Source organism: Massilia scottii, from assembly GCF_030846495.1.
GTDB classification, from domain to species: domain Bacteria; phylum Pseudomonadota; class Gammaproteobacteria; order Burkholderiales; family Burkholderiaceae_D; genus Telluria_A; species Telluria_A violaceinigra.
Genome location: NZ_JAVCWM010000001.1, coordinates 463,692 through 477,515, shown reverse-complemented (window position 1 = coordinate 477,515; position 13,824 = coordinate 463,692). Strand labels below are relative to the sequence as shown.

10 protein-coding genes are annotated in these 13,824 nt (G+C 67.1%); all 10 read right to left on the bottom strand.

Annotation, left to right across the window (positions count from 1 at the left end):
- The 10 genes from RBA41_RS02065 to RBA41_RS02020 all read right to left on the bottom strand — a co-directional run bounded on the left by RBA41_RS02065 (position 1) and on the right by RBA41_RS02020 (position 13,824).
- Complete coding sequence (locus RBA41_RS02065) at positions 1-1,092, bottom strand: GNAT family N-acetyltransferase (RefSeq protein ID WP_306620502.1); 1,092 nt, start codon at positions 1,090-1,092, stop codon at positions 1-3.
- Positions 1,093-1,282: 190 nt separating this feature from the next.
- Positions 1,283-2,413, bottom strand: a complete 1,131-nt coding sequence (tssA, locus tag RBA41_RS02060; RefSeq protein ID WP_306620500.1) for a type VI secretion system protein TssA — start codon at positions 2,411-2,413, stop codon at positions 1,283-1,285.
- Entirely contained in the window at positions 2,406-6,404 is a 3,999-nt protein-coding gene (locus tag RBA41_RS02055) for a type VI secretion system protein (RefSeq protein WP_306620498.1), read from the bottom strand. The genes tssA and RBA41_RS02055 overlap by 8 nt, the downstream gene beginning before the upstream one ends.
- A gap of 13 nt (positions 6,405-6,417) precedes the next feature.
- Positions 6,418-7,176, bottom strand: coding sequence for a DotU family type IV/VI secretion system protein (locus RBA41_RS02050; RefSeq protein ID WP_306620496.1), 759 nt, complete (start codon positions 7,174-7,176; stop codon positions 6,418-6,420).
- Positions 7,166-8,614: a type VI secretion system baseplate subunit TssK gene (gene tssK, locus RBA41_RS02045; protein WP_306620493.1), complete on the bottom strand. Its 1,449-nt coding sequence runs from the start codon at positions 8,612-8,614 to the stop codon at positions 7,166-7,168. The genes RBA41_RS02050 and tssK overlap by 11 nt, the downstream gene beginning before the upstream one ends.
- A gap of 24 nt (positions 8,615-8,638) precedes the next feature.
- Positions 8,639-9,085 carry a hypothetical protein gene (locus RBA41_RS02040; protein ID WP_306620491.1) on the bottom strand — a complete coding sequence of 149 codons (447 nt, stop codon included), beginning with the start codon at positions 9,083-9,085 and terminating at the stop codon, positions 8,639-8,641.
- 13 nt (positions 9,086-9,098) lie between these two features.
- Positions 9,099-9,497 carry a DUF4150 domain-containing protein gene (locus RBA41_RS02035; protein WP_306620489.1) on the bottom strand — a complete coding sequence of 133 codons (399 nt, stop codon included), beginning with the start codon at positions 9,495-9,497 and terminating at the stop codon, positions 9,099-9,101.
- A gap of 2 nt (positions 9,498-9,499) precedes the next feature.
- Positions 9,500-10,054, bottom strand: coding sequence for a DUF3540 domain-containing protein (locus tag RBA41_RS02030; protein WP_306620487.1), 555 nt, complete (start codon positions 10,052-10,054; stop codon positions 9,500-9,502).
- Positions 10,055-11,167 carry a pentapeptide repeat-containing protein gene (locus RBA41_RS02025; RefSeq protein ID WP_306620485.1) on the bottom strand — a complete coding sequence of 371 codons (1,113 nt, stop codon included), beginning with the start codon at positions 11,165-11,167 and terminating at the stop codon, positions 10,055-10,057.
- Positions 11,164-13,824 carry a DUF2169 family type VI secretion system accessory protein gene (locus tag RBA41_RS02020; protein WP_306620483.1) on the bottom strand — a complete coding sequence of 887 codons (2,661 nt, stop codon included), beginning with the start codon at positions 13,822-13,824 and terminating at the stop codon, positions 11,164-11,166. The genes RBA41_RS02025 and RBA41_RS02020 overlap by 4 nt, the downstream gene beginning before the upstream one ends.

Below are 13,824 nucleotides of genomic sequence, written 5' to 3'. Positions count from 1 at the left end.
CTATGGGGACATAAGTGGCATTGCTATGCGTATATCCGACCCCATGTAATCCATGAGGTCATGCAGATCATGCACCGTGCGCTCGCGCGACTGCGGCTCACCCAAGCGATAAAACACCTGATCGTTGTCGGGGGGGGCCCCGCAAATGCCAAGATCATCGAAACCGATTCTTGCAAGGGCTTTCAGCGACGGGGAGTTAAAGTCATACACTTTGGCATAACAGCAGCGCATATCAAAAAACTGGCGCGCGCCTTCCAGCATCAGCGAGGCTGCGCGCGGGCCGAAGCCGGCGCCCTGGAAGTCGGGGCCGATCCAGTAAAAAAAGAAGCCTATCCTGCAGTGCAAGATGAGGCTGACGCAACCGATGCATCCCCATTCGCGGTGCATCACCGCAAATATCCGTTGGTCGCCGCACGCGTAGATGCTCTCGAGCCAACGGTGCCAACTGGCGTCGTCCTCGAACCGCGGCAAGCAGCACAGTTCGGCGATCGCGGGGTCGTCGTATTGCCAGGCAAAGGAGGCGACATGGTGGTGGCCCAGCGGCTCCAATATCAGGTTCTTGTCTTCCAGGGCCGCGCCGGCCAATTGCGCGGGGGCGTCGCGCCAGTCGCGCCAGGCGATCAGATCGCGATGGATTTGCGCATAAACGCGCTGCGCCGGGTACGCCAGCTGCATCGAAACGGCAATATGGATCGCGAAATCGGTATCGCCAAGACTGGTGCAAGCGTCGATCAAGTATTTGGTGCCAGCCCCGTCCAGTCGATGTTCGCGGTGGAGCGACTCGCCTACGGCGACCGCCAGCGGCCATGCTGACCATGCAGCGGCCAGTTCGAGCAAGGCCGCGCGGGCGGAAAGTCCGAGCGCCCATCCATATCGATTCCACACGTCGTGCAAACGGCTTAACCAGTCCATGCGGTCACGCGGCGCAAGCGTCCCGGCCTGCCGTACCAGACCCGGCAGACGCCGGGCCAGTGCGGACGGCCGCCAGTCGCATGCGGCCAGTTCGTCCCAAATGCGCGGCAACGGCGCTGGGCCTGTATCGGACGGCATAGGAAAACAGGCGGCTTCGTTGTTGGCTATCATGGCAAACATGCGCGATCCCTCACAGGTATCCCTTGCGTTTCCTGCCAGAAGCTGTTGACCGTGTGCTCTGGTAGAAAAACGGACGGGTTGGTGCGAAAGGCCGCGCCGGTACGCTCGTCGCGCCACTTTCTGAGCTTTTGCCGAATGCCGTTCATCGTATATTCCTCTCATGTGAATTGCTGTGGTCACTGGAACGCTCTCAGGAACGCGCTTGTTCCCCTTTGGGGTCGAGGCCTAGCATCTCGAAAATATTCAACTGCCCGCCCAGATCGAGAAACAGTTCCTGGTACAACTGGGCCGTGTTCATCTGGCCCCAACTGGTCGCCCGCTGCACCAGATAGGGCACCGGGCTGTGCGGCTCCAATTGCATCAGGAAGTCGCCGATCAGCGCCAGCCTGGCGTAGGCCTCGGCCCGGTCGCGGATCGGGCGCTCGGCCACCACCGGCTCGGCATCGGCCGGCGCGCACCCGAGGAGCGCCGGCCCCACCTCCGGCAACTCGGGCAGGGCGAGCGGGATATTCACGCGCAATCCCCGTTTGTGCAACTCGGCGCCGATGAAGCTCTGTATCTGTTCGAGCAATTCGGACAGCTCGATCAGGCTCGGCGCCTCGCGGCCAAAGCGTTCGTCGAGCGCCTCGAGCAGCGCGGCGATCGCTTCGAGCGCATCGGCCAACACGCGGTAGCGCCGCACATGCGCCTCGGTCGGCGTGGCCGTCATCGCCGCCAGCACCTCGGCGGCGCTGACGCCTTCGGGCGCGGTCTTGCGTTTGTCAGGTGCCGCGCGCACCTGGTCATTCCTGCGCGCCAGTTCCCAATCAGCCCAGCAATATTCGCGCTCGCGAGCGCACGTGCTCATGTCGGCCAGCCGCAGCGCGGCCAACAGCTTCTTGTCGGCCCAGCGGATGATGTTGGCGCGGTACTCCATGTCGCCATCCTCGGCTTGCGGGTGGATGTCGTCCCAGAAGCGCTCGCACAGCGTCTGCATCAGCAGCATGCACGGCGCGATGCCGGCGAAGCCCGCCTTGTTGATCTGCGCTTCGAGCAGCCACACGGCGATCTGCAAGTCCTTGCTCTGGTGCGCCAGCGCATCGACCGCCACATTGGCCACCTTGTCCCAGTCGGCGCGCTTGAGGTCGTGTTCCCAGGTGCCCATCGGCAGGCTGGGATCGTCCTGGCGGCGCGCCTGCTCGATGGTGTTGTAGATGTCCTTGCCGCGCACCGATCTGCCCGACGGCATGGCCGCGTCGATGGGGGCGACCAGGGCGGCGAAGGAAATGCCGAACTGGTCGAGGAAATAATCGGACGGGCTCATTACGAAGGTGCTATCCATGGCTGCTCCTGGCGGTTTGCTGCGAGTTGGAGGGAAACGGCGGTGCGTGGCGAGGGAAGGACGCCGGAAGGCGCACTGGTACGGGCGCCTGCGTCTTGGCATCGATGCCCGACATCGTCAGCGACAGGTAGACCCGGGCGCGCCCGGTCGGCGTCGTACCGGCGCCGGCGTTGACGGCGGCGACCGGGATGCCGAACTCGAGGAACAGGCGGCCCGGCTCCAGAGCGCCCCCGGCGGACGGCGTGGCGCGCGCGCGGTGCCGTTCTATCATCCGCAGCAAGGCCCATTCGCCGCTGGCCGAAAACGATGCCGTGCCGCCCTCGGTGTGCAGGTCGCGTTGCTCGCGCTCGTCGATCGGCCGCCAGCGCGAGAGGTTGGCCCAGTTCAGGTCGAGCACGATCGGCTGTCCGATGGACCATTCGAACGGGCCGAGCCGGTTCGGGTAGCTGATCGTCCTGGCGCCGCTGGCCAAACTCCAGTTGACGATTTCTTCGCTGCCCGCCGAGGAGGCGGGCAGGGCGCGGAAGGTGATGTCGAGCTTGACCGCCTGGCCGCCGTCCCCCGCGCCCAAGGTGGCATTGAAGAAATCGGATGCCGCGTCGAGCTCGCCGACGAAGTGGCGCGTGTCGCGCCACTGGGCTCCGCTCAGGCCGTCGAGCATCTGGTGCAGCGCGCCGCGCTCTTGCGCGTAATCGGCAAAGAAGCGCCTGACCGTGGCCGGCTGCGCGTCCGCTGCGTCCAGTGCGGCGAACGGGTAGCGGCCCTGCAGTTCGCGCCTGAAGCGCGCGGCGAGCGCCTCGACCATCTCATAGCCACGCGCGTGGCCGCGGTCATCGCAGTGCCAGCGCGCCCGTGCTTCGAGCTGCTGGCGGTGCTCGCTGAACAGATCGTTGCCGGGCTCGGCTGGCCGGTAGGCCGCCAGCGTCTTGCCGCATCCGGCCGCATCCATGCCGGCCAGGGTCTTGAGGAACAAGTCATGCAGGTGGCCCACCTGGCCGTTCTGTTCCTGGGCGCGGGTGTAACGGTGCAGTTCGGCGATGCTGTTGTTCCAGTAGTCTGCCGTTTGCCCCCTGGGGCGCTGGGCGTCGTTGTGCGGCTCGGTGTTTTGCAGCAGCGCCAGGAACGGCGCGGCGTAGCCGGTCAGCACCCCGGTGCGCGCGACCTGGCGCGCCAGGTAGTCCTTGGTTACCGGAAGTGGCCCCAGGTTGAAGAAGGGGGCGGCGCTGCCATCAGCGTCGGGCCGGTACAGGCGCGTGCTGCCAACGAGCTGCTCAATGCGCCCGAGGTTGCTCGCTGCGTAGTCGCGCGCGCACAGTTCGATCGGCTTGATATCGTCGGCGAAACCGGCCTGGGCGAATGTGCGCAGCATGCCCAGCATCGGGTCGACCGCCTTGGCAAAGTCCGCGCTCTCCTGGCTCAGCATCTGGTCCGGCAGGGCACTCGCGTCCAGGCTCAAGCTGGCGCGCTGCAACGGCGAGGCCGACTGGCTGGCCAATTGCGCGTCGCGCATCGACTGGTTCAGCACGGACATCAACTGACGCCGCGCGAGCTTGTCGTACAGGGGCTGGCGGGCGCGCCCGGCACCGCCCCCCGGCAATCCCCGGTTGCGCGCGAAGGCTTGGTATTCGCGTATGTAATTGGAGGCCTGGACCAGTTTCTCGGGGCGCCATCCGCCCAGCCCCGGCTGGCAATAGAAGGTGGGCGAGTCGGGCGCTTGCATGAACTCGAGCTCGACCAGGGAAGCCATGCCTTGCAGTTCGGGCACCAGGGCCGGCTCGACTTTGAGCACGTCTTTTTCGAGAAAGAAGATCGTGTCGTTGGGCGCCACGCGCAGCGCCGTCAACTTGTTGATCAACGGCCGGTAGCATGCGGCGGCACTGAAGTGGCCTGGGATGGCCGACAGTTTGGACGAGTAGTGGTGATCGCGGATCAGTGCGCTCACATGGTCGTTCAGCGCGAGCCGGATGGTCTCGCAGGGGTTGCGGGTCGGGGTCGATCCGTACCACGCATCCTTCACCCAGACGAGCCAGGCGGCGAAGCGGCGGATGCTGTCGGCCGCCGGGGCTTCGGTCTTCTCCAGCTCGGCCAGCAACCCTTGGCCGGCTGCGGTTTCGCGCTCGAGCGTCTTCCATAGTGCCGCGTCGAGTTCGCCGAGCTGCCTTTCCAGGAACTCGTGCATTTCCGGCGGCAGCGGCGGGCTATCGCTGTAGCCGACGATGGCCAGCGCATTGGACAGCGCGCTGCCGGCATCGCGCAGGCTCGACGGGGCGTTCGCTTCGTAGCTGTATTCGAGCAATCCGATGAATTGTTCCTGTAGTCGGTCCGCCCCCTTGACCGACTGTGAGGTTGAAATATTCTTTAAACGCAGCAAGTTGGTCTCGAGCGCGTGTATATTCGTCAACTGGGTCAGTAGCGTAAGTTGCGCCTGTTCCAAGGTCTGCGGGCCGGCCTTGACCTTGACGGCCGCGGGATCACCGGCCGACAGGCGCGAATTGACAGCCACCAGCTGCTTGGCCTTGAGGCCGAGGCGGCAGGCGATGGCCGGCAAGATCACTACTTCCAGAGCATGGTTGGCGATCAAGCTCGAACTGATGGCGCCCGCTTTGGGCACCATGTAGGACAAGGGCATGGACAGGTAGCGCAGATCGCCGCCGATGCGGGCGACCCGTTCGGCCAAATCGAATACCCGCGCCCTGTCCATGCAGCTCTGGCCCGGTTCGGGCGTCGCGCTGGTTTGGCGCACCAGCTCTTCGGCGTAGCTCAGGGTCGCGATTTGCCGGTGCAGTTGCCAGGCCCCGTAGCCGAGCCAGACCAGTCCGCCCACCGACAGGACCAGGCCTGCCCGTTGCAGCGTGCGAATGAGTTTGTTGCGCGACCAGATACCGTCGCGCGTCGGGCGGGCCAGGTGCGGCTCGGCCAACACTTTCTTGGTGAGCAGGTCGTCGACGAAGTGCACCGCTTCGCACAGTTCCCCGGGCCGCCCCGCGTCGGCGTCGAGGCAGCCTGTGAAATAGACGCCGCGACACAGGAAGCCGGCACGCCACGCGTCGGCCAGGAACACCACCGACAACCAATGCTTCATCGGCGCGCGCAAGGCCAGGAAGTGGCGCGGAAACAGGAAAAAGCGGTCGGCGTCGGCGATGTAGTCCTGGCTGGCCGCCGCCGCGATCTGCAAGGCCTTGAGGCGCTCGCCCAAGCCGTCGAACACTTGGTCGACCCATTGCGCGGGCGTTTCACTGGCCGCCTGGGCCGGCAGCGACCAGCCGAACATGCCGGGCCGGCTGTTCGGCTGGGTGCGCCAGAAAGCGGCAAACCCGGGAATGGCGTCGGCCCCGGTCACCACCACGTACACCGGCAGCGCAAAATCGAAGCGGTCGTGCACCGTCGTCAGCTGGCGGTAGACGTTTTCGGCCAGCAGGCGCCGCTGTTCGGCCGCGGCGCCTGCCAGGGTGGCGGCCGAGACCACCACCATCAAGGCGTCGAGGGCCCGTTCGGGCCGCATGGCATCGATCTTGTCGAGCAGACGCCGCCACTTCGTCGCCTCGCCCCGCTGGCGCTTGAAATCGGGCGTGGCGTTGGGCAGCTGGCCGTCGACATCGATCAATACGCCCTGGCGCAAAAAGCAAAAGCGCACATGCTCGTGCCCCAAGGCGTCAGCCAGTTCGCTCTGGCGCGGGTCGGGCAGTTGGCGATGCTCGGCGCGCACCGAGGCGGTCAGGCTCGATTTGCCGGCGCCGCGCTCGCCCAGCAGCATGACCCACGGTGTCTGGTAGCGCCATTCGCGCCGCGCGCGCAGATAGTCGAAGGTGTCGCGCAGGCGCTCGCGCCACGGCGCGCGCGCTTCGGCGGGAACCTGGGCGACATCGGCGCCGGGGGTGTGGTCGCAGCAGGCCGCCGGCGGCTTGGCCTTGCTTGCCGTCCAGACCATCCGCGCGGCAAGCAAGCCGACCAGCACGGCGGCGACGATGATGGCGATATATAACGGATCCACCAGCTCTCCTGTCTCAGTTGAAGAAATACTTGGCGTACGGCCACACCAGCGCGATCCAGCCCGCGCTCGACAGGACGGCGTAGCCGATCGTGCCCAGGCGCGCCATGGCAATCCAGGGCGCGAGCGGGGCCAGGCGGGCGTCGGTCTTGCCGACCAATACATGCTGATAGGCTTGCGGGCAGGCCAGGTCGTTTTCCGCGCCGGCGCGCGCGCCATTGACGAGGCGGAACAACTGTTCGCGGTAGCTTTGCACCAGCTGCGCGCCGGACGGGCCGCGATGGATGCCGCGAAAACCAAGCTGCAAGGTCAACAGGTAGACCGCCGCCAGATCGCTTTGCAAGGTGCTGCGCTCGCGGTTGGCCAGCACATGGTCGATCTGGTCGAACAACTGCTGGCCGGCGCAGCGTGAGCCAAACAGGCGGCTCTCAAGCAGCGTGTCGAGCCAGGCGTCGCGCGCGTTCCACGCCAGTTCGAGCACGAAAATCTCATCGGCCAGCGCCGCCATCGCGTACTGCGCGCAGGCGTAGGCCTGGGCCTCCATGGCCGAGGCATGGCTTTGCACTTGGCGCGACTGGCGCGCCAGAATGGCCAGCAGGCCGCCGGCCACGCGCGCGGCCACATCGGACGGATGGCTGGGCGGCGCCTCGTCGCCCAAGGCCAGCGAACTGAGCAAGGTACCGTCGAGAAAACTTTGCTTGATCGATGCCACCTCTTCGTAGAATTCGGAGAAGTGACCGAGCAAGAACAAGGCGGCGGTTGGCTCAGTCGGCATGGTGTGCATCCATCGTCGGCCGGTCGGCGCGCCTGGCTTGTCGTTGCGCGATCAGCGCCAGCGACACCGGCGCGGCCAGGCCCGAGGTCGACAGGATCAGCAAGGACTGGCCAGGCTGGATCACGTCTTGTTCGCCCTTGTTGCTCACCTCGATACGCAGATTGCTAATGCGCATGACCGTGGCACCCGGGCGCAGGCCGCGCTCCTTCAGTTCCTGCGCCGTCAACAAGACGCGCGCCGCGCCGCGCATGCGCCGCATCCTGGCGTCCTCGCGCATGCTCTCGGCGATGATATGGGCGTCGCCGATCCAATCGGCCAGCGCCTGTTCGGACTGGTCGTCGCCGCGCTTGAGCTCGACCAGCACTTCGTCGCCGGCCTCGTCGGGCAAGCGGCGTGCGAATCCGGCATAGCCGTCGCGCTCGGGCAGGCGGGCGAAGGGCAGGAAATAGTAGCGCGCATTGACCAGTGCCAGCTTGGCGTCGACGTAGCGCAGCACCGCCTGGAATTGCGGCATGCAGTTGGCGTGATCGTAGGGCGCCATTTTCAGGGGCACCGGGTCCGAACCGATGCCGGCCACCTGGCCGACGGCGTGCGCGAAGACGTCGTAGAGCCGGCCTGGATGGGTGTCGTCGGCGGCGCAGGCGATGTCGAGCGCCGGCAACACGCTGGCCAGGCCGCGCGCGATGGCCAGATGGCGTTCGTTCTCGACGTTGGCCTGGGCGTGCTCGTCGGGCATGTCGCCGTGGCGCTCGCCGGCCAGCTCGCGGATCTTGTCCCACAGGGCTTGCACGATGTCGCGGCATTGCTGCTGCAGGCTGACGGTGCGCTGAAAGGCGGACGCGGCCAGTTGCAACATGGGCGGATGGTAGGCCGAAAAGTGCACATGGTGCTGGGAATCGGTTTCCACCTGCAGCAGCGGATAGGCGCAGTCGGTCTGGGGCGGCGTGTCGCTGACCTCAGAGGCTGCCAGGCTGATGCGCAACTGCAGGCGCCCGACCGGCACGTCGCCATCGCCGGTGTTTTCGTCCCGTATATTGATGGGCATGAGGGAGTCGAAGCGGCGCCGTTGATTCAGGCCGTTGGCGGCCGCGTCGCTGCGGGCATTGACGATCAGCCAGATCCAGGCCTTGTCGCCCGGCTTCTTGCACACGGTGCTGACGTCCGCCTGCAAGCGGTGGCCGGCGTAATTGCCGGGAAATTGCACCACGGTGCCGTCGGCAAGCACGCATTCGAGCGCGTCGATCGCCACGATGCCGGCCACCGGATTGGCGCTGCCAAGGCGCAGCGTTTGCACGCCCCAGTAGTGCGGCGTGACGCAGCCGAGCCGGTGGCCGAGCTGGCGGTGCCAATAAATATCGTTTTGCTGCAAGTGCTGCGGTGACAGCAACATGCCTTCGGACCATTGCACCGGATCGGGCAGCTGGAGGATGTCGTTCATGCGTGCTTTCTTTGAGCGGGCGCCTTACTTGCCCTCGTAGACGATGGTCTCGGCCATGAGCCTGATCGTGATGCGCTTCAAGGGCGTCAGGTTGCCCATTGCTTGACCCTTGAGCGGAATGTAATTGGCATAGCTGTAGACGGCGATGGCCTTGCCGTAGCGCGGCGGCAGCGGCGCCGCCAGTAGCGCGCCTGGCGGCAGTTCGAGCGAGACCACGTCGATGCCGCTCGCGAGCCCGGCCATCAGCGCGGCTTTCTTGTCGAACCATCCGGGTCCCGTCCTGGGCAACAGCGCCGCCGCGTCGCTGTGGTATACGAACACGATGTCGAGCGCGGTGGCGCTGTTGGCGTTGGCGTCGCTCGCGGCGGCGATATTGATACCCGCCAGCCTGGTGGTCGGCGCGCCGCAGGCGGCCAGCACGAGCGCCACGCCGATGGCGGCCAGGGTGTTGCGGTGCGAGGCGGGTTTCATCGATGCGGTTTCCTTAACTGAGCAAGATGACACGGACCTGGCCTGGCGTCAGGGACACGCCGACCGCGTTGGCCACCATCCCGTTCTGGCCGGTGATGGTCGTCATCCGGGTGGCGAACATCGCCCCGATCAGGATCTTGAAGCTGCCCACGAAGGGGCGGTCCGGTCCGGCACCTTCTTTCGAGATCACGCCCAGCAGCACGCCTGCTTCGTCGCCGCTGCTGACGGTGCCGGTGGTGAGCAGGTTCTCGGCCAAGCCGCCGCCGAAGATCACATTGAGCACCGAGGGAATGTGCGCGCTCGAGAAGGCCTGGTTCGGAAACGGGGTCGGCACCGGCTTCGGCGCCGCCGGCACCAGGGCCACGTCCGGAAAGGCGAAATTGAGCACGCCGAGGCTATTGTTGGCAAACATGGTCAGCCCATGCTGATGCGCTCGGCATCAACTTTGACATCCTGCTCCGCCGTGATGCTGGCGTGCCGGCCATGCAGGCGCAGTAACTCGCTGGCGTCGAGCAGGTACTGCCCCACGCGGCCTATATAGTTGCCCAGGTTTTCGACCAGCGATTCGTCGACGTTGGAAAATAGATTGCGCGCGTTGAGCGATAACACCCCGGTGGCCGCGCACACGTCGACATCGCACAGCGAGCGCAGTGCAATGCTCGCGCTGGCGTGCAGCGCGACGTTGGCCTGCTCGATCACCAGGCGGTCGGTGCCCGGCACGGACAAGCAGGCGACCGCGTCGGCGCTGCGGCGCAGCAGGTGGACGATGTAGTTGACCCCGTCCTTGCCGGTGGCGACCAGCACGCAGTCGCCGACGGCGGGCCGGATCACGCACGAACTGGCCTGCGAGGCGAGGCGTCCGTCGTCGGTCAGGTACTGGCCCGAGGACAGTTCGACCACCACCTGGGTTTCGGCCCAGGACGGTTGGGTGGCGAGGGCGACGGCGGTCGCATCTTTATCGATGTGCATTTAATTTTCTCCTGGGAATGCGGTGGCGGACAAGGTGCGCGCTTGGGCGGCGAGCAAGGCGCCGTCGGTGGCGACGAGATAGCGCCGGCTGGCGCCCCGGTAACTGGTGTGGTGCAGGCGGGCGTCGTGAAAGCGCGCACCGTCGAGTCTGGCGTGGTCGAAATCGATGCCGTCGCCGCGCGCGTGGTCGAAGCGGCTATGGCGCATGTCGGCGCCGGCGAACGACACGCCGGCCAGGCGGCTCGCGTCCCAGACGCTCTTGCGCAAATCGGCGCGGTCGAAGCGGGTGTGCGCAGCGGCCGCTTGTTGGAATACGGCGCCTTCGAGCACGGCCCCGGTCAGGTCGGCATGCTCGAAACTGGCCTCGAGGAACAGGCCGCGCGGCGCGCGCAGACCGGCCATGCGGGTGGCGGCGAAGCGCGCCCGATGGCAGTTCGATTCGGTCAGGTCGGCGCCGGACAGGTCGGCGCCGCTGAAATCGGCGTCTTGCAGCAGGCAGCGCACCATCCGCACGCCGGCCAGCGCCTTGCCGCGCATGTCGGCCCCGATCAGCACGGTGGAATCGGCGTTCAAGCCGTCCATACGCACCGTGCGCAAGTCCACCGTGTACATGACGCTCTGGTCGAGCGTGCAGTGCGACAGGTCGGCCGCCTCCAGCCCGCATTCGGTCAGCGCCACCCGTTCGAAGCGGGCCAGTGCGAATGCGGCGCCGGACAGGTCGCAGCGGGTAAACGTGCACAGGCGTAGAAACCCGGCGGCCCAGCTGCTGCCGGCGAGGTCCGATTCGACGCAATGCACGCCATCGAGCGCCGCCCCGTCCACGCTGGCGGGAAAGCGCGCGCGGCGCATGGCGCATTTGACGAACATGTTCTTGTCGAGCATGGCTTGGCCGAAATCGGCGCCTTCCAGGTCGCACTCGATGAACTTGGCCCGGCGCAGGTCGCTACCGTCGAAACGGGCGCCGGCCAGCCGGCAGCGATGGAAAACCGCCTCGCCCAGCATGCTCGTGCGCAGGTCGAGCGCGCTCAAGTCGCGCGCGTGGATGGGGCGCTTGAGGCGCAGGCATTTGTTGATCTCGATCCAGCTGGCGGCGCTGGTCGCGCTGGTGGTCATGATGCGAGGCTCCGGTGGCGTTCCAGGTGCAAGCCTTGCAGGCAGGCGTGCTCGAACGTCGCGCCGCCGCACTCGGCCTGCACCAGGCTGGCGTGACGCAGGTCGGCGCAGCTGAAGTCGGCTTTGCGGCATAGCGCCTGAAAAAAATCGGCACCGTTGGCTTTGGCATTGCGCAAGCTGGTGCGCATGAAGAGCGAGCGCGCCAACAGAGCGCCCCTGAGATCGGTATCGCGCATGTCGCACTGGCCGAAGTCGCAGCGCAGGAATTGCCCGCCTGTGAGGCTGGCGCCGCGCAGATTGGCGCCGTGCCAGCCGCAGGCGTCGGCCCGCGCTCCGCTCAGGTCGGCGCCGCTCCAGTCGGCCTTGCCCCCGCCGTAGATGCCGTTCAGGCGCGCCCTGCGCCATACGCTGGCGCACAGCTGTGCGTCGAGCAGCACCGCCTTGACCAGGGTTGCGCCGCTGAAATCAGCGGCCGCCAGGTCGGCATTGAACGCGACGACTTTGTCGAGGTGGGCACCGTTCCAGCTGCTGGCGGGCGCCTTGGCGTTGAGCAGGGCGCAGCGCAGTAATTGGGCGCGGTCGAGCAGCGCCCCGCTCAGGTCGATATTGAGCGCGATCAGGTCGGCCAGGATCGCCTCGCTCAGGTCGGCCCGCGGCCAGACGGCGCCGATCGCGCGCGCGTGGCTCAGGTCGGCGCGGGCGAAACGCGCGCCCGTCCCGTGGCTGTGGCACAAATTGGCCTTGTCCAGCCGGGCGCCGGAAAAGTCGGCGCCGTCGATTCTGGCGCCGGCCAGCACCGCACCGCTCAGGTTGGCGCCGACGAAGGTCGCTTCGCGCAGGTCGGCTTGTTCGAGCAGCACTTCGCGCAGGTCGGCACCGTTGAAATCGGCGCCGCGCAGGTCGGCACCGGCCAAGTCGCGGCCGGCCAGGAAGGCGCCGCCCTGCTGCCATTGCCGGATCTGTTCGCCGAGCCAGGCCGCTTGCTCCGGCGCCAGCGGCACGGCGGGGAAGGCGGGCGTGATGGCGGCGTTCCGCCCGCGCCGGCGCAGCGCCGGCAGGCTGGCGAGGGCCTTGCGCAACTGCGCCGTCTGCTCGGGCGTTGCGGCGCTGCTCAGCGTGCCCAGCAGTGCGGCGAGTTGCGGCTCGAGCATGGCGCCGCCTGCGGTCCCCGCGGGCAGCAGGTCGCCGGCCACCACGCTGGCCCGGTCGAAAGCCCCGGCCTGGGTCGCGGCGGTATCTGGCGGCGCGGCCGGTGGCAGCGCCGCTTGCTGCTCGCGCAGGGCGGCCAGCGCCGCCGCCCCTCTTGCCTTGGCTTGGGCGCCCGCCCCGCGCGCCTGCTCCATCAATTGGCACAGGTCGAAGTCGCCGTCGCGGATGTCTTGCAAGGAAATACCGTCCAGCGCCGACGCGCCAGCGCGCGGCGCCTGGTAGCCTGCCGGCGCGGCCGTGCCGGACCGGGCCCAGTGATCGGCACTCATCTCGTCGAGCACGGCTTGCTGGCGCGCGGTGTGCGCCGCCTGTTCGACCAGCTTGCGCGCGCTGCGCTCGGCCAGATGGACGGGCGTATGTTCGGGCGCCAACTGCGATTCGTTAAACGCGTGCAGCGACCCTTCGCGCGGATCGAGCCGCAACGCCAAGACATGGCGATAGTGCTCGACCGATTTCGGCTGGCCCGCGTGCTCGTAGGCGATCATCAGGGCGTCGATGTCGAGCGCGTCGCTGTCGCCGATCGTGGTCTGGCCGTGGAACAGAACGCAACCGAGTTCATGCTCCGGAAAGAACCACACGGTGTCGAAGTTGAGGGGTACTTCCTCGGCCTGGGCGGCGCTTTGTCCGTCGCGCACGACGAAGGCGCGCGCTTGCGAGCGCGGCAAGCGGCCTTCGATCACCGGCAGCGCCGGATGCAGGCCTTCGAGGCGGTACGCTTCGCCGCCACTGAAATAGCCGTCCTGCCACTGGTCGGCGGGAGCGACATTGAAGATCGACCAGTCGATGTCGCGCGCCAGACCCGGCGCGTCTTCCCTGAGCCAGCGCTGGTCGAAGCTGCCGTGCTTGTCCTTGCGCGGCGCCCATCCGAGGTCGATGGCGCCGAAGCCGGCCGGGCGGGCCGGTTTGGCGCGGCTGAGCACGCAAGACTGCGGATAATCGAGATTGTGCATCGGGCCACTGGTGCGCCCGCGCAGCCCCGCGAACCACGCGGCGGACGGGCCGCGGCCGGTCGGATTGGCCGGGTAGTGGGCCCCGCCGTAAGCGCGCTCGTATACCAGCGGCATGGACAGGAAAGGTTGCGGCTGCGATACCGCATAGCGCGGGAGTAAGCCGTAGCGCCATTGCCGCTCGCCCCACACGCGCAAGCTTTTGTCGATCTGGCCGACGCGCAGGCGCACGTGCATCTGCCCCAGCGCCTTGCCCGCCGGGGCGAAGGCTTGGCCGGCAAGGAGCGCCTCGGCGCGCTGCTTGGGCATGATGTCGTCGAGCGGACGGCCGCTCGGCAGGCTTTGCATGACCTTGGGCCACTGCAGGTTCTCTGTCAGGAAACGCGGGTGATCCGCGCCCAGCCGGAAAAATCCCAGTGCGGCGATCACGAAGCGATGCGCGCCGCGGTGGCGATAGGGGCGATGCAGCACGCCCAGGGTGAGGGGTTTGACGATTTTCAT